We start from the raw sequence: 16,049 nt of genomic DNA, 5'->3' as shown, positions 1-16,049 counted from the left end.
GGCTCAGCTCCCGGCCTGGAGCTGCACGGCCGCGTCGATCTCCTGATCGACGGTCTTGAGCATCGCCGGCAGGTCGGTCTCCTTGCCGGACTGCCACTTGGCGGTGTGCGTGCCGAAGATCGTCTGGTACTCCGCCCCGATGCCGCTGGGCGGCGTGGTCGCGGAGTGCTCGTTCTCGAAGATGTCCAGGAACGTCTGGAACTGCGGCGAGACCTCCAGGTCCGGGGACGCGATCGCGTCGTGCATGGTCGGCACGTTCTTGAGCCCGTTCGACAGCTTGACCTGCGCGTCGGTGTTCGTCGTCAGGTACTTGACGAACGCCCACGCGGCCTCGGGGTTGGTCGAGCCCTTGCCGATGCCGACGATGTTGCCCGTGATGTACCCGCCGCCGTACGTGCTCTCGAAGCCCTGCGCGGACGGGAACGGCGCCGTGCCGTAGTCGAGGTCCTCGGCCTGGTCGTCGATGAACGCCGTGCGGTACTCGCCGTCCAGGTTCATCGCGACGCGGCCGGTCTGGAAGTCGTTCTGCGCCGAGAACTCCTCGCCGAGCCCCGCCTGGAACTTGGCGAGCTTGTCGTAGCCGCCGAGCTTGGCGATGAGGTCCTTCTGCCACTCGAGCAGCGTGGTCCAGCCGGGCGATCCGCTGATCGCCGACGTGCCGTCCTCGTTGAGCCATTGCGCGTCCGCCGACGGCGCCCAGTGCGCCTCCGCGTTCTCGTAGTAGCCGAGCAGCGGCATGAAGCCGAGCGTCTTGATGGAGCCGTCCGCCTTGAACGTCGTGAGCTTGACCGCCATGTCCGTCAGCTCGGCGAGCGTCTTGGGCGGCGCGGTGTAGCCCGCGTCGGCCAGCAGCTTCTTGTTGTAGTAGAGCCCGTAGACGTCGGCCAGCGCCGGCATGGTGCAGCGCTTGCCCTTGTACTCGGTGTACCCCAGCACGGTGTCGGGGATCTGCGTCAGGTCCACCTTGTCGCGCTCGATGAAGCTCGCGAGGTCCGTGAAGTCGCCCGACGAGCACAGCGGGCCCACCTGGTCGGTGGAGTAGCTCAGGCCGACGTCGATGGGCTGCCCGGCCGAGATGGCCTGGCGCATCTTCTGGTCGTCCTGCCCGGACTTCACGACGACCTTCACGCCGGGGTTGGCGGCCTCGAAGTCGTCGACGACGCCCTGGATGACATCGGCCTCGCGGTCGGTGAAGAAGTGCCAGAACTGGATGGTGCCCGACACGGTGGGCGGCGCCGAGGCCGCCGCGGTGGGGCCGTCCGAGGGCGAGCCGCTGCACGCCGCGGTGGCGAGCGCGAGCGACACGAGGGCCGGGACGACGAGGAGCGCACGTCGTGATCTCACTGCGGTACTCCGTTCAAGGTGGCTGCGCGGGCCGCTTCAGGGTGTGAGCCATCGACGTCCGGCGCAGGAGCGCGGGCGGTGCGGGATGTGTGGGTGGTGTGGAGCGCTAGGTGGTGTGGGGCGCTAGGTGACGAGGTCGAGCAGCCGGTCACGAAGATCGGCGCCGATCACGGCACGGGCTCCACGAAGGACCGGCTGATCAGGCACGGAGCTCGCGGAGATGGACGGGGACCAGCGGGTGGTCCTGCGGATGTGGCTCCTGACCTGGTCGGCGAGGGCCTGACCGCCGGCCATGCCGGTCGGTCCGCCAAGCACGACCCGATGGGGCTCGAGCACGGCGAGAACGGGGAGCACGGCCTCCGCGACGCGGGGGGCCAGCTCGGTCAGCACGGCGTCGCGCGCCGGGCTCGTGGCCAGGGCGGCCAGGGCGTCCGAGAGCCGCCGGCCACGGACGCCGTGGGCACGCGCGACGCGGGCGACCGCGATGCCGCCCGCGACGTCCTGGAGGTCGTCGGCCGTGGGGTCGATCTGCGCGGCCGAGCGCGAGACCGGCAGGTAGCCGATCTCGCCGGCCCCGCCCGCCGCGCCGCGGTGGAGCTCGCCGCGCAGATGCAGCGCGACGCCGAGCCCGTCACCGAGCCAGAGCAGCGCGAAGTCCTCGTCGGGAGCGACGGAGCCGTCGTTCCGCTCGGCGACCGCGGCAAGGTTCACGTCGTTGTCGATGCGCACCGGGATGCCGAGTCCCGCCTCCAGCTCGGCGCGCACGTTGCGCCGCGGCCAGCCGGGCATCAGACCGGTGAACGCGAGGTCGTCGGTGCGCGGGTCCACCGCTCCCTGCAGGCCGACGACCGCGGTGACCACCGTCGCGGGGTCGGTGCCTGCGGCGGCGCACGCGGCATCGATCGCGGCCCGGATGTCAGAGACCGCCGATCGCCCGGACGCCGCCTTGGCCAGCGGCACGTCCGCGACGGGGTGCTCCGTGCCGCAGGGGTCGACCACGGTCGACACCACCTGGTGCGGGCGCACGTCCACGGCGACCGCGTGCAGCCGGCCGCCGCGCGCGCCGTAGGTGACGGCGCTGGGTCCGCGGGTGGCGGCGACGGACCCGACCACCTCGATGAGGTCCGCCGCCTCGAGGCGGGCGACCACCTGGGACGCCGTCGGCTTGGACAGGCCGGTGCGGTCACCGATCTGGGCACGGGTGAGGGGGCCGTCGTCGAGCAGCAGGGCGAGCGCGGCGCGGTCGTTCATGGCGCGCAGCAGGCCGGGAGTACCGGGCTGGTTCGCCGTGCCTGCCATCGTGCTCCGATCACCGTCGACCGAGGTCGACGCGAGCACGCGTCGACCCCGTCAAACTAATAGGTAAGTTTCCTAACAGTCAACGGGGTCGACGATTCAGGCGCGTCTCGGTCCGGTAACGAGGTGGTTACCGGTGCGAAGCGAGGACGTGCTCAGGGGCCCTTGGGGGGGCCGTCGGTCTCGACGACCTGCGCGGTCTCGCCGTCGTCGAGCACGCCGTCCTGGTGCCGGTGCCCGGTCACGTCGCCCGTCACGTCGGCGTCATGGCGGTGCCCGGTCACGTCAGCGTCGTGGCGGTGCCCGGCCTCGGCGAGCCCCTCCCCCTCGACCACGCGAGCCGTCTCGCCGTGGTCGAGCACCTCGTCACCGTCGTCCGGCACCAGGTGCCCGACGGCGTCGCCCTCGACGATGCGAGCCGTGTCGCCGTCGTCGAGGACGTCGGGCTTGCCGTGCGTGGTGGTGCTGGGCATCGCGCTGATGTCGTCGTTGCTCATCGCGTTCCTCCTCGGGTCGAGTGCTGCGCCGGGGGTGTCGGCACGCCTTCAGCGTGCGCTCACCGGCCACGTCCCGCACGGCGAGGCCTTGTCGCGCCGCCCCGCGCGGTGCCACGGTGGCCGGATGCCCCAGCCTCAAGGAGCCGGCGGCGTCTTCGACCGCGTCGCCGACACGTACGACGCGGTCGGCGTGCCATGGTTCACCCCGATCGCCGCGGGACTCGTCGAGCAGCTCGCAGTCCAGCCCGGCGAGCGCGTGCTCGACATCGGCTGCGGGCGTGGCGCGGCACTCCGACCCCTTGCGGAGGCGACCGGGCCGCACGGGCGTGCCGTCGGGATCGACCTCGCGCCGCGCATGGTCGAGCTCACCGCCCGTGACCTCGCGGACCTGGCCCAGGTGGAGGTGCTCGTGGGCGACGCGCAGGCGCCCGCGTTCCCGCCCGCGTCGTTCGAGGTGGTCTCCGCGTCGCTCGTGCTGTTCTTCCTGCCCGACCCCGCCGCGGCGCTCGCCGCGTGGACCGCCCTCGTGGCGCCAGGCGGGCGGGTCGGCGTCACCACGTTCGGCGCGCAGGACGAGCGGTGGCGGGCGCTCGACGAGGTCTTCCTGCCCTACCTCCCGCCCGCGCTGCTCGACGCCCGCACGAGCGGGAGGACCGGACCGTTCGCGACGGACGCCGGGATGGAGGGGCTGTTCGCCGGCGCCGGGCTCACCCAGATCCGCACCGTGACGCGCGCGGTGCACGCCGTGGCGCGGGACGCCGAGCACCTGCTGGCCTTCACGCGGTCGCACGGCCAGCGCGCGATGTGGGACGCGGTCCCGCCCGAGGCGCACGACGACGTCCGGGCCCAGGTCGTCTCCCTGGCGGACCGGCTCGCCACCGACGGCGGCATCGCGCTGGGCCAGGAGGTCCGCTACACGCTGGGTGTGCGACCCGTCGCTTCGTAGGTTCGGCATCATCACGCCGGTCCGAACCGGCGTGACGATGCGGGATCGGCGAGGTGATCGCCGCGCGTCGGCGCGCCCCTGGGTGGATGTGCAGGCTCGAGGGCGGGTCGCGGGGTCCGCGCACCGTCGCCGCTCGTTACCATGCTCACGTGCCGTCCACCCCGCACGCCCCCGACGACCTCATGAGGTCCACGCTCGCCGCAGTCGCACCCGGCGGGGCGCTGCGCGACGGCCTGGAGCGGATCCTGCGCGGCCGCACGGGCGCGCTCATCGTGCTCGGCTTCGACAAGACCGTGGAGTCCATCTGCTCGGGCGGGTTCGTGCTCGACGTGGAGTTCTCGGCGACGCGCCTGCGCGAGCTGGCCAAGATGGACGGCGCGGTGGTGGTCGACCAGGACATCAGCCGCATCGTGCGCGCCGCCGTGCAGCTGCTCCCGGACGTGACCATCGAGACGACGGAGTCCGGCACCCGCCACCGCACCGCGGAGCGGGTGGCCAAGCAGACCGGCCTGCCGGTCATCTCCGTGTCCGCCTCGATGCGGATCATCGCCCTGTACGTCGGGGACCAGCGCTACGTGCTGGAGGGGTCCACCACCATCCTGTCCCGCGCCAACCAGGCGCTCGCCACCCTCGAGCGGTACAAGTCGCGGCTCGACGAGGTCAGCGGCACCCTCTCGGCGCTGGAGATCGAGGACCTGGTCACGGTGCGCGACGTCTCCGCGGTGGTGCAGCGGCTGGAGATGGTGCGCCGCATCTCCGAGGAGATCGAGGGCTACGTCGTCGAGCTCGGCACCGACGGCCGCCTCCTCACGCTCCAGCTGGACGAGCTGGTGGGCGGCATCGGCTCCGACCGCGAGCTCGTCATCCGCGACTACGTGGACACCAGCCGCCGCGACATCGACTCCGTGCAGGCGGCCCTCGCAGAGCTGGACTCGACGGAGCTGCTCGACATCGCGCACATCGCCCGCGTGCTGGGGCTGCCCGGCGGCGGCGACGCGCTCGACGCGGCGGCGGGCCCGCGCGGCTACCGCCTGCTCTCGAAGGTCCCGCGCCTCCCCGGCGCCATCGTCGACCGTCTCGTGTCCCACTTCGGCGGGCTCCAGAAGCTGCTCGCGGCCGGCATCGACGACCTCATGGCCGTGGACGGCGTGGGCGAGCAGCGGGCGCGCGCGGTGCGCGAGGGCCTGTCCCGGCTCGCCGAGTCGAGCATCCTGGAGCGGTACGTCTAGCAGGCCCGGTCACCCGCGGTGCGCCGGACTCCCGGCTCAGCGCAGCCGCAGCACCACCGGCGCCGCGTTCTCGCCGTCCAGCGAGTACGTCACGGCGTAGGTACCGGTCTTCGCGGCGGCCGGTGACGCCGCGCAGGCCTCGCTCGACCGCACGCGCTTCCACGTGACGTCCGTGGTGGCGCTCTTCCCGGCCGACAGCAGCAGCGGGTGCGACCGCGAGCCCGCGGCGGCGCAGTGCTGGTTCGACCAGACGTCGTCGTCGCCCGAGGTAATCACCAGGACGGCGTGCGCGGTGCCGTCGTCCACGAGGCAGGCGGCGGACCCCGTGTTGGTCACGGTCATGGTCAGTCGAGGGTTCTCGCCCGCCGAGTAGGACTTCGCGTCCGCGCTCAGGTCGAGGTCGACCGAGTCGCAACCCGGCACGTTGGGGGCCACCGTCGGAGTGGTCGCCGTCGGCGTGGGCCTCGTCGGCTTCTGCTTCGTCGGCTTCTCCTTCGTCGGCGCAGCGCGCCGCTCCGAGGCGGGCGCCTTGCCGGTGGCCGCGACGGTCGGCGTCGCGGCCGCGGCGGGCTCACCAGCGGAGCCGCGGCCCACGAGCCAGACGACGAGCGCGACCAGCAGCAGAGGCAGGCCCAGGACCACGAGCCGCCGACGGCGGTACACGTGCGGTGGCGTCACGCCCGTCGGACGTCCCTGACTCATGGCCACCTCCCCCTCGCTCGCCTACCGGGCCGTGCCGGCCACCCGCCCGTGCCGGCCACGCGCCCGACGAGAGCCGTGGTCCGACCCGACCACGGTACGAGCGGGCGCACGTGGACCGGGCGAACGCGCGCGGCGCGCCGCCCGATCCGCGTCACGTCAGGAGCGACGCCTCCGGGCGACCCCGACGGCGAGACCACCCAGCAGCACCGCGAGCAGCGCCACCCCGAGCGCCGGCGCGACGTCGGAGCCGGTGCGCGCGAGCGACTCGTCGTCCGGAACGGGCTTCGGTGCCGGGCCGCCGGGCGTCGGCTCGGTCGGGTCCACACCCGGCCGCTCGGTCGGCTCGACGACGTCGACCGCGTGGAACGGATCGGCGTCCGTGACGCGCACGGGGGTGCCGTCGTCGTGCGTCGCCACCACCGGCCGACCGCGCCCGCCCAGGGACGGCGCACCGGTCGGGACTCCGCCGGCGTCGACCGCCGGGACCACGACCGTCGCCGTGGCGGTCACCGTGTCGGCGTGCGCGCCGGTGGCCAGCGTCAGCGTGCCGGTGCAGAAGAACGAGGCGGACGGCGGGAGGAGCCCGTGCCAGGTGCCGCGCGACGGCGCGAACGTCGCGGGGCCGCCGAGCTCCGACAGGTCACAGGTGATCCCGGTCAGCGCCGGGCCGTCCCGGGTCACGTCGACGAGGTCGACGTCCGTCAGGGTGGTCGATCCCGTGTTGGTGACGACCCAGCGCACCGGGCTCGGCGCCCCGGCGGGCAGGTGCACGGCGTGGGCCGCGTCGTTCGCGTCCTGCGCCGGGTCCACGAGCGGCTTCGCGGGGATCACCCAGTCGCCGCCGTCCCGGACCACCGGGTCGGCGTGCGACCCGTCGTACTTGATCACCTGGATGGCGCCCGTGAACGCGTGGTAGTCGTCCCTGTCGTCGACGCGCGTGCCGCTCGCGACACCGACCGCGTCCACGCGCGCACGGTCCACGTGCGGCGCGTCGCCGGCCCGCACCGTCAGCGTGGCGATCCCGGTGATCACCGCACCCGGGGCGAAGGAGGTGCTGCCGTCGAAGGTCGCCTCCCAGCGGGCCTCCCAGGCGCCGCTCACTCGATCCGCCAGCGCCGTGCTGCCGTCGGGGAACGTCCAGCGGATCGCCGTGACGTCGGCGCCGGAGACCGTGCTGTCACGCAGGACGACGTCGCGCAGACGCTCGGTGCCCGTGTTGGCGACGGTGAGCACCACCCGGCGCCGCTCGCCGGGCGCGTAGACCTCGCCGTCGGCCATCGTGTCGGCGTCGTGCGTGATGGTGCTGCCGACGCCGTCACCCTTCTCGATGTCGACCAGCGGCGTGACCGCGGTCGGGTTCTCGAGCGTGACCTCGACGGTGGTGCCGTCGCCGATCGTCACACTGTCGACCTCGACGCCGCCCACGAGGAAGCGCGGCGTGCCCCACGTGGCGCCGGCCGGCAGGCCGACGAGGGGGCGGGCCTCGCTGAGCGTGACCACCGTGCCGGCGGGCAGCTGCGGCGAGGCCCAGCGCTCGCCGTCGTGCACCGTGATCGTCTCAGGCTGCGCGCCGGGGTGGCTGTAGGTCACCGAGAAGGCGGGGTCGCCCTCGAGCACGCGACGGCCCTCGCCGACGACGCGCTTGGTCACCGCGAACGAGCCGAGCACACGCGCGGTCGGGTTCGTCAGCGTCACGGCGACGGCCTGGTCACCCACCACGAACGACGCAGAGCCGTCGCCCTGGACGGTCACTCCCGTGCCGCTCCAGACCGGGTTCCCCCACCGCACGTCGGCGGGCGCTCCCGTGGGGCTCACCTCGTCGAGCGTCACGACGGCGCCGCGGGGAAGGCCGGCGAACGCACGGGTGGGGTCGGCCGTGGTGAGCGTGATCGGCGGCTGGTCGACGCCGTCCAGTGCGTAGCGCACGGTGAACTGGAAGGTCGGGGGCACCGACGCGGATGCGTCACCGGTGACCGCCTTGGTCACCGAGAAGCCGCCCACCAGCTGCGTGGTCGGGTTGGTCAGCTCGACGTCCGCGACCACGCCGTCGCCCACGACGAGCGTCGCCGTGCCGTCGCCGTTGTCCGTGACCCCGGCGCCGCCCCACACGGGCGTGCCCCAGGAGAGGTCCGGTGCACCGGCGGGGCGCGTGCCCTCCCACAGCAGCACCTCGGTGCCCGCGGGGATCCCGGTGACGCCGTCGGTCTCGTCGGCCGCCATGCTCAACGTGCCCGACGTCGTGCCGTACGCGTAGTGCACCGTGTAGTCGGCGTCCGGTGCCGAGCCGCTGGCCGCGCCGGTCACGCGCTTGGTGATGTCGAAGCCGCCGGTCCGCTGCGTCGTGGGGTTGGTGAGCGTCACGGCAGCGGTGCTCGCACCGACGACCAGCGTCGCCGACCCGTCGCCGTTGTCGGTCACACCGGTCCCCGCCCAGCCGGGCGCGCCCCACCGCACGTCGGCGGGTGCGCCGGTCGGGGTCGACTCCGAGAGCGTCACGCTCGTGCCGAACGGCACGCCCGCCACGCCGTCGGTCGGGGCGGACTTGCTCAGCTCGAGGTCGCCCGTGACGTCGGCGCCGGCAGCGTCGACGTACGCGTAGTGCACCGTGAAGGCGAAGTCGTCGGGCACCGAGCCCGCCGCCGCGCCCGCGACGTCCTTGGTCACGGAGAAGCCGCTCGACACGAGCGTCGTCGGGTTCTCCAGCGCGAGGCCGATGTCCGTGCCGTCGCCGATCGTCACGGACTGCGTGCCCGTCGAGGTGGCGGAGCCGATGGTCCACGTCGCCGCGCCCCAGACCACACCCGTGACCGCGGGGCGCGGGGCCTCGCGCACCAGCACGGTGCTGCCGGCCGGCAGCTCGGGAGAGGTGACCGTGGCGCCGTCCGCGACGGTCAGCGTCTTCCACGTGCTGCCCGCGTCGGTGCTGTACTCCACCGTGAAACCCGTCCCCGCGGGGACGTAGGCGGCCCCGGGGCCCGTGACGCTCTTGTGGACCGAGAAGGTGCCCGGCTCCACGAGCGTGTTGGTCACGGTGACGAGCTGCGGCTGTCCCGTGCTGAGCACGGCGAACGAGCCCGCGGGGTCCACCGTGGCCGGCGAGCGCAGGCCGGTCGTGGTCGTCTCGGTCACCTCCACGCGCGTCCCGAGCGGCACGCTCACGGTGTGGCCGTTCCCCGAGCCCACGCTCACGTCGAAGTCGGTGTCACCGGCCGGCAGGCTCAGCGGCTCGCCGCGGAAGCTGGTCGCCTGCACGTGCATGGCGAAGGTCGCGCCGGGGTCCGCGGTGCCGCCGTCCGGGCTGATGGCCTTCTCGACGGTGAAGGAGGCGTCGGCGACCAGGCCGACGTCGAGCGTGTGGTCGTTCTCGCCCGGCCCGCGCACGGTGTACGTGAGCGTCCCGGTCGTGTCCGCGTCGGAGTCCACGGTGTCGTCGCTGCCGGCGTCCTGCGTCGTGAAGCTCAGCCTGCTCCACGGCACGTCGCCGAACGCGCCGCCGGACCACGAGCCCGTGCTCGGCCGCGTGAACGTGAGGGTGTAGGCGCCGAAGGCGTCGAAGCCGTCGGTGTCCGAGCGGAAGTAGTACTCGCCCGACGCGTCGGTGGTCCTGGTCGCGACCGTGGTCCCGCCCTGGTCGACGAGCCCGACGACGACACCGGCGACGGCCGGCTCGTCGGCGTCCTGGATGCCGTCCTGGTCCGCGTCGAACCACACGCGGTTGCCGATCTCCACCGGTGCCTCACCGGCGAGCGCCTCGATGGCGCCCAGCCCGCCGCCCTTCTGGAACGTGCGGCTGCCCGACGTCTGCGCGGTGTCGAGCGTGTGCTCGTAGCCGCGCACCGCGGCGCCGGTGGTCCCGTTGAACCACATGAGGCCCGCGAGCCGGATGCCGCCGAGGGGGTCGAACACCGTGGCGAGCACGGGCTGCGGCGCGCCCGGGAAGGAGACCGCGCTGCCCAGCGTGGTCTCGTAGTGCGTGGCACCCGTCCCGAGGTTCTGCTGGTCGGCGTAGAACTCGCCGCCCCCGGGGCCCTGCCCGTTGCCGACCTGCCCCGAGCGCACGACGCTCGCACCGAGGTAGTTGTACCCCGTGACCGAGCCGTTGGACTCCGCCCGGAACTGGGTGTGCGCCACGTCCGTCGCACCGGCGATGAGCATGTCGCCCGCCGAGACCGACTCGAACGTGCCGGTGACCGCGGGGTCGGACGCGCTGTTGCGGTTGCCGCCCTGGATCGCGGTGCGGTCCGCGAGGCTGAGGATCAGGAAGCCGTCCTGGTCGAACGTGAGGTCGGTGAGCACGGCCTGGGGGTAGGCGTGCACCGGCCCCCAGCCGGCCGCGCCGGAGGCGTCCGGAGCGGCGAAGCCGACCGCCCCACCCGCGAAAGTCCACGTGTCGGACCACGTGTTCCACCGCTTCACCTGCGGCTTGGTGTCGGCCCAGTACGTCCCTCGGCCGGACCAGCCCGAGATCGGGTTGCCCTTGGTGTAGCCGAGGGCCACGCCGTCGGTGCCGTCACCGTTCTTGACGACCGAGGTCCACACGGGCGACCCCGCCAGCACCGCGGCCTCGGACGCGACGCGGACGTGGGCGCGCAGGCCGGCAGTGCCCGCCGGCTGGCCGGCCACGGCGCCGGTGTCGGTCGACCCGACGTAGACCTTGCCGCCGCGCACCGAGAGCGCCCAGGGCTGCTCCCCCGCACCCGCTCCCGAGCCCACGCGCAGCGCCGTGCGCGGGGTCGCGGTGAGGTCGACCGCGTACAGCTGCGCGTCACGCAGGTTGACGAAGTAGAGCACGGTCCCGCGGGCGTTCAGCGAGATGCCGCCGATGCCCACCTTGGCGGCCTTCGCGAAGGCGTCGGCGTCCGGCGCGAGGCTCGACGACGAGCCGAGCGCCGGCCGTGCGGCCGTCCCCACGTCGATGAGGTTGCCGTCCTGGTCGCGGAGCGTCGTCACGTCGATCGTGCTCATCGCGGGCGTGGTGCGGACCGTGCCGTCGTCGGCGGTGAGGTCGGCGAAGCGGTAGATCGCCCCCAGGCCACCGGGCCCGAGGTCCGCGTGGCGCTTGTAGGTGGCCGAGACATACAGGTCGTCGGTGACCCCCGAGTACGCGGTGGACCAGACGGAGCCGACCTGCCCGTAGGTGGCGATCGTGGTCCGCGCGGCGAACCGCGAGTAGTCGTTGGCGCCCGAGTCGTTGCGCGCCACGTCCCACGGGGTCGCGGTGACCGCCGCCAGGTCCTTGACATCGGCCCCTGCGCGGGTGCCCGCGTACTGGATCGTCGTCACCAGCGGGACGTGGTCCTGCGTGTGGTCGGCCGGGACGTTGACGCCGTAGTCGACGTCCGTGGCGCCCGCCTCGACGAACTGCACCGAGCTGCGGTTGGCCGAACCCACCGCCGAGGTCACCAACGCGTCCGGGGTCTCGAGCTGCACCCGGAACCGTGGACCGGTCAGCGAGGTGACGTCCGCGGTCCACTGCCCGGTCGGCCCGGTCTGGACGGTGGTGCTCGCGCCTCTGCCGTCCGTGACGACGACGTCGACGCCGGGCAGGCCCACGTCCTTCGCGACGCCGACGGCCACGACAGTGTCGTACGCGCCGTTGCCGTTGAAGTCCCGGTACACCCGGCCACCCACCGTGTCGGTCGCGGCGCTCGCCGTGCTCGCGCCGGCGACGAGCCCCGTCGCGAGCAGAGCCGCGACGGTCACGCCCGAGACGGCTCGGCGGGCGGGTCGGATGACATTCAGGTGCACGAGGCGAGATCCCTTTATCGATGGGCCGTCGAGGAGCCCTTTGTGCGAATTCGCCCATTTTGGGCGCGGTCGCGAACGGCGGTCGGGGCGAAAGCCAATCACGCGGCGAATTTCCCGCCCGGAGGCTGTCCGATGTGCCTGGGTGGTACCGCCCATCCGGCCCATCACAATCACCCGACGGAGTGTGACCAGCGCCTCGCGGCTGCCCCGGAGCGGCCACCTAGACTCACCCCGTGCGCCCCCGCCCCCGCCTGATCCCGACCACGCTCGCCGTGGTCCTCGGTGCGGTCGCGGCGCTGTCGGCGGGTGCGTGCAGCTCCTCGCAGGGGAGCCAGGAGCTTGTCCGCGTGCCCGCGGACGCAGCGACCATCACGGACGCCGTCGAGCGCGTCGCTCCCGGTGGGACCGTGCTCGTCGCCGCCGGGACCTACCCCGAGCAGGTGCTGCTGAGCACCACGGACGTGACGATCCGCGGCGAGGACCGCAATGCGACGGTCATCACCGGGGAGGGGAAGCGGCCGTACGGCATCGTCGCGACGGCGGACGGTGCCCGGATCGAGAACCTCACGGTGCGCGAGACCACGTTCTACGGCGTGCTCGTGACGGGCCTGCACGACGAGAACGGCCCGTCGGCGCACAACGGCGACGGCTACACCCGGCTCGACCCGGACAAGTTCCCGCCCGTCCGCCGGTTCTCGATCGACCACGTGACCGCTGCCAACAACGGCCTCTACGGGATCTACGCGTTCGACGCCCACGACGGCGTCATCCAGGACTCCTACGCGTCGGGGTCGGCGGACAGCGGTTTCTACGTGGGCCAGTGCCGACAATGCGGGATCCTCGTGACCGGAAATGTCGCGGAAAGAAATGCCGTCGGGTTCGAGAATGCCAACGCGTCCGACTCGGTGATGATCGCCGGGAACAGGTTCTCGGGAAATCGCGTCGGCATGACGCTGATCTCGAACTACCAGGAGGCGTTCACCCCGCAGCGCGCCAACACCGTGGTGGGCAACCTGCTCGCGGACAACGCCGAGCCGGACTCGCCCGCCCAGGCCAGCGGCTCGTTCGGGCTCGGCCTGGGCATCAGCGGCGGCATCGAGAACGCGCTCACCCGCAACCGGATCAGCGGCAACCCCGTCGCGGGCGTCCAGCTCGCCAACACCGAGGACCTCGCCGCGGCGTCCAACGCCTTCACGGGCAACGCCTTCGAGGGCAACGGCGTGGACCTCGCCAACACCTCGGCGACGCGCGCGCCCGCCGCCGGCAACTGCGCCGACGGGACGCCCACCACGTCGCCCGCGGACCTCCTGGCGCCCTGCCCCGGCACGGCAGCACAGCCCGCCGCCCCGCTGGAGGGCACGAGCGTCCCGCGCGGCACCAGCTTCCTGCGCGTCGCGTCGCCGGTCGCCCAGCCCGACATGGGCGCGTGGACCGGCCAGGCGGCCCCCCTGCCCGCACGGGTGACCATGCCGGACCCGGCCGGCTTCCCGGTGCCCCCCGCGGACTTCCTCGCCGCGATGTCGGGGACCGCATGAGGCGCGTCCTGGTCACCCTCCTCGCCGCCGGGCTGCTCGGCGCGTGCGGCAGCGGGGGCGACGAGGCGCGCCCCGTGACGTCCGAGGAGGCACAGACCCTCGCGCAGGTGCGGTTCCGCAACTACGACGCGGGCGCGCGCGTCGTCGCCGCGTCCACCGAGGACGCGCAGGGCCCGGTGCACCTCGACGGCTGGGTCGACTTCGTCGACCACGTGGGCTACGCCAGCCTCGACCAGGAGGGCGCGGCCCCGAGCCTGCTCACCTGGGACGGGGAGTCGGCGGCGCTCGCGCCGGCAGCAGCCGCCACCGCACCGCTGCCCCCGCCAGCGGAGCTCGCGTCCGCGCAGCGTTCGCCGCTCGACGCCTCGGCGTCGGCCGAGCACGCGCTGCTGCTGGTGCTGCTCGACCTCGGCTCGGACCGCCCGGAGAACCCGCTGCTGCTCCAGCAGGGCGGCGCTCGGTGGCTGCGCTCGGACGAGGTGCAGGGGGCGCCCGTCGACGTGTTCACGGCCACCAGCGCGGGCAACGCGCGCTACTGGGTGGACGGCGACGGGCTGCTGCGACGGGCCGAGGTGCTGGTGGGCGGCGAGTGGGTGACCATCGACCTCGGCGACTCGCTCGACCCGAGCCGGCTGGACGCCCTGGTCCCGGCGGAGGGCTCGTGAGCCCCGAGCTGAGCCGGCGCTCGCTGCTGCTGGGCGGTGGTGCGCTCGTCGCCGGGGCGACGCTCGCCGCCGCCGGAGCCGCGGCGGCGATCGACCAGGCGACGCCGGAGCCCACCGGCCGGCGACTCTCGGCGGCGGGGCGCACGCAGGCGGGCGTCGCGCGGCCGGCCACGCCGCAGCGCAACGCGCTGCACGCGGTCTTCGCCGTGCCCGACACCTCGAGGCTGCAGCGCGACCTGGCCGCGCTCGGCTCGGCGATCCTCGCCCTGCTCGACGGCCCGAGCCAGACGCCGAACCCGACCCTGCCCGACGGACCCGGCGACCTCACGGTGCACGTCGGCCTCGGACCGAGACCGCTGCGCGCCATCGACCCGTCGCTCCCCGGCGCGACGCCCATGCCGTCCTTCGCCCGCGACGACGCGATCGCCGCCGACCGCCGCGACGGCGACCTGCTCGTCGCGCTCGCCTCGAGCGACGCCGGTGCGCTGCGCCCCGCGCTGGACCACCTGCTCCAGGCGGTCCCGACGCTGGTGCCGCTCTGGGCCGAGCACGGGTTCCGCGCCGCCGGGGAGGGCACGGTCGCGCGCAACCCGCTCGGCTACCTCGACGGCATCATCGTGCCCGAGGGCCAGGACGAGCTCGACGAGAACGTGTGGATCACGTCGGGCCCGCTCGCCGGTGCGACGGTGTGCGTGCTGCGCCGGCTGCGGCTCGACCGGCGCGCGTTCACGGCCCTGGACGTGCCCGCCCGCGACGGCGTCATCGGGCGTCACGCCGACGGCCGGCCGCTGTCCGGCGGCGGACCCCGCACGCAGGTGGACCTGCAGGCCAAGACCCCCGAGGGCGAGTACCTGGTGCCCGCGCGTGCCCACGCGCGGGCGGCCCACCCGTCGTTCACCGGCAGCGCGCTCATGCTGCGCCGGGGCTACGCGTTCGACCGGGGTCCCGACCCGACGTCGGGCGTCGACGACGCGGGCCTGCTCTTCGTCTGCTTCGCGCGCGACCTGGACGCCTTCGTGCGCACCCAGCTGCGCCTCGACGAGGTCGACGACCTCATGACGTACGCCACCGCGACGGCGAGCGGCAGCTTCCTGGTGCTGCCGGGCTTCTCCCGCACCCGTCCGCTCGGTTCCCCCCTGTTCACGTGACGCCGAGAGCCCGCGTCGCGGCGGCAGCGGCCCACCCTGCGGAGGCCGCGCCGCTGGTCGAGCGGGTCGTGGCGTGGTTCGAGGAGTCGGCGCGGGACCTGCCCTGGCGCGCGGCGGACCGCAGCCCGTGGGGCGTGCTGGTCAGCGAGGTCATGCTCCAGCAGACGCCCGTGGTGCGCGTCGAGCCCGCGTGGCGAGCCTGGATGGCCGCATGGCCCACGCCGGCGGACCTCGCCGCGGCGTCGACCGCCGACGTGCTGCGCGCCTGGGACCGCCTGGGCTACCCGCGCCGCGCGCTACGGCTCCAGGAGTGCGCGCGAGCGATCGTCGCCCGGCACGGGGGCCGCGTCCCCGACGACGAGGAGGCGCTCCTGGCGCTGCCCGGCATCGGTGCGTACACGGCGGCGGCGGTGCGGGCCTTCGCGTTCGGGCGACGGTCGGTGGTGCTCGACACCAACGTGCGCCGCGTGCTGGCGCGCGTGGTGGCCGGGGCCGCCCTTCCCGCGCCCTCCCTGACGGCGGGCGAGGTCCGGGACGCGGCCGCTCTGGTCCCCGCGGACGACGTGGCGGCGGCGCGCTGGGCGGCCGCCTCGATGGAGCTGGGCGCACTGGTGTGCACGGCACGCTCGCCGCGGTGCGAGGTCTGCCCGGTGGCCTCGTCGTGCGCGTGGCTCGCCCGGGGCCGTCCGGCCGACGACCACCCCGGCCGGCGCCGCACGCAGGCCTGGGCGGGGACGGACCGGCAGGTCCGCGGACGCATCATGGCCCTGCTGCGCGACGCGCTGCACCCGGTGCCCCTGCACGCCGTCGACGCGGTCTGGCCGGACGCCGCGCAGCGGACCCGCTGCCTGGAGTCGCTCGAGGCTGACGGCCTGGTCACTCGGGTCCCGCCCGCGAGCATCGACGACGAGCCCACCTTCACGCTCCCGGCCTGAGCCG

The 16,049-nt window shown here is 74.0% G+C and carries 11 protein-coding genes; 6 read left to right on the top strand and 5 right to left on the bottom strand.

Annotated features, from left to right (window positions below):
- Nucleotides 1–3 precede the first annotated feature (3 nt).
- From QRT05_RS03370 to QRT05_RS03360, 3 genes are all read right to left on the bottom strand, one after another.
- A complete protein-coding gene (locus tag QRT05_RS03370) occupies nucleotides 4–1,344 on the bottom strand; it encodes an ABC transporter substrate-binding protein (protein ID WP_289445259.1) in 1,341 nt (446 codons plus the stop codon).
- Between the two features lie 123 nt (nucleotides 1,345–1,467).
- On the bottom strand, nucleotides 1,468–2,643 hold the full coding sequence (locus QRT05_RS03365; protein ID WP_289445257.1) for an ROK family transcriptional regulator: 1,176 nt from the start codon (nucleotides 2,641–2,643) through the stop codon (nucleotides 1,468–1,470).
- Nucleotides 2,644–2,795: 152 nt separating this feature from the next.
- Nucleotides 2,796–3,137, bottom strand: coding sequence for a hypothetical protein (locus QRT05_RS03360; RefSeq protein ID WP_289445255.1), 342 nt, complete (start codon nucleotides 3,135–3,137; stop codon nucleotides 2,796–2,798).
- Nucleotides 3,138–3,261: 124 nt separating this feature from the next.
- On the opposite strand from QRT05_RS03360, the gene QRT05_RS03355 reads away from it, so the two are divergent.
- Together QRT05_RS03355 and disA are read left to right on the top strand one after the other, a co-directional pair.
- Nucleotides 3,262–4,083 (top strand): class I SAM-dependent methyltransferase, encoded by an 822-nt coding sequence (locus tag QRT05_RS03355; RefSeq protein WP_289445253.1) that lies wholly within the window; start codon nucleotides 3,262–3,264, stop codon nucleotides 4,081–4,083.
- Nucleotides 4,084–4,265: 182 nt separating this feature from the next.
- Nucleotides 4,266–5,312, top strand: a complete 1,047-nt coding sequence (gene disA, locus QRT05_RS03350; RefSeq protein WP_407650305.1) for a DNA integrity scanning diadenylate cyclase DisA — start codon at nucleotides 4,266–4,268, stop codon at nucleotides 5,310–5,312.
- A 36-nt stretch (nucleotides 5,313–5,348) separates the two neighbouring features.
- On the opposite strand, the gene QRT05_RS03345 is transcribed toward disA, so the two are convergent.
- Both QRT05_RS03345 and QRT05_RS03340 read right to left on the bottom strand, forming a co-directional pair.
- A complete protein-coding gene (locus QRT05_RS03345) occupies nucleotides 5,349–6,014 on the bottom strand; it encodes a DUF4232 domain-containing protein (RefSeq protein WP_289445249.1) in 666 nt (221 codons plus the stop codon).
- A 156-nt stretch (nucleotides 6,015–6,170) separates the two neighbouring features.
- A complete protein-coding gene (locus tag QRT05_RS03340) occupies nucleotides 6,171–11,762 on the bottom strand; it encodes a DUF5979 domain-containing protein (RefSeq protein WP_289445248.1) in 5,592 nt (1,863 codons plus the stop codon).
- 233 nt (nucleotides 11,763–11,995) lie between these two features.
- On the opposite strand from QRT05_RS03340, the gene QRT05_RS03335 reads away from it, so the two are divergent.
- Genes QRT05_RS03335 through QRT05_RS03320 form a run of 4 tightly spaced genes read left to right on the top strand, consistent with a single transcriptional unit; the run spans nucleotide 11,996 to nucleotide 16,045 of the window.
- Complete coding sequence (locus QRT05_RS03335) at nucleotides 11,996–13,297, top strand: right-handed parallel beta-helix repeat-containing protein (protein WP_289445246.1); 1,302 nt, start codon at nucleotides 11,996–11,998, stop codon at nucleotides 13,295–13,297.
- Complete coding sequence (locus QRT05_RS03330; protein ID WP_289445245.1) at nucleotides 13,294–13,962, top strand: hypothetical protein; 669 nt, start codon at nucleotides 13,294–13,296, stop codon at nucleotides 13,960–13,962. Before QRT05_RS03335 ends, QRT05_RS03330 begins: the two co-directional genes overlap by 4 nt.
- Nucleotides 13,959–15,110, top strand: a complete 1,152-nt coding sequence (locus QRT05_RS03325) for a Dyp-type peroxidase (RefSeq protein WP_289445243.1) — start codon at nucleotides 13,959–13,961, stop codon at nucleotides 15,108–15,110. Before QRT05_RS03330 ends, QRT05_RS03325 begins: the two co-directional genes overlap by 4 nt.
- Nucleotides 15,107–16,045: an HhH-GPD family protein gene (locus tag QRT05_RS03320; protein ID WP_407650289.1), complete on the top strand. Its 939-nt coding sequence runs from the start codon at nucleotides 15,107–15,109 to the stop codon at nucleotides 16,043–16,045. Before QRT05_RS03325 ends, QRT05_RS03320 begins: the two co-directional genes overlap by 4 nt.
- Nucleotides 16,046–16,049: the final 4 nt, after the last annotated feature.

The sequence above is a fragment of the Cellulomonas edaphi genome (assembly GCF_030362815.1).
GTDB lineage: Bacteria > Actinomycetota > Actinomycetes > Actinomycetales > Cellulomonadaceae > Cellulomonas > Cellulomonas edaphi.
Note: the sequence above shows the minus strand (reverse complement) of the source record. Positions and strands in the feature narration are given on the sequence as shown.

Excerpts from the sequence above, each read along its gene's own strand:
- QRT05_RS03345 (WP_289445249.1), bottom strand. The coding sequence starts at position 6,014 with ATGAGTCAGGGACGTCCGACGGGCGTGACGCCACCGCACGTGTACCGC.
- QRT05_RS03330 (WP_289445245.1), top strand. The coding sequence starts at position 13,294 with ATGAGGCGCGTCCTGGTCACCCTCCTCGCCGCCGGGCTGCTCGGCGCG.
- QRT05_RS03365 (WP_289445257.1), bottom strand. The coding sequence starts at position 2,643 with ATGGCAGGCACGGCGAACCAGCCCGGTACTCCCGGCCTGCTGCGCGCC.
- QRT05_RS03360 (WP_289445255.1), bottom strand. The coding sequence starts at position 3,137 with ATGAGCAACGACGACATCAGCGCGATGCCCAGCACCACCACGCACGGC.
- QRT05_RS03355 (WP_289445253.1), top strand. The coding sequence starts at position 3,262 with ATGCCCCAGCCTCAAGGAGCCGGCGGCGTCTTCGACCGCGTCGCCGAC.
- disA (WP_407650305.1), top strand. The coding sequence starts at position 4,266 with ATGAGGTCCACGCTCGCCGCAGTCGCACCCGGCGGGGCGCTGCGCGAC.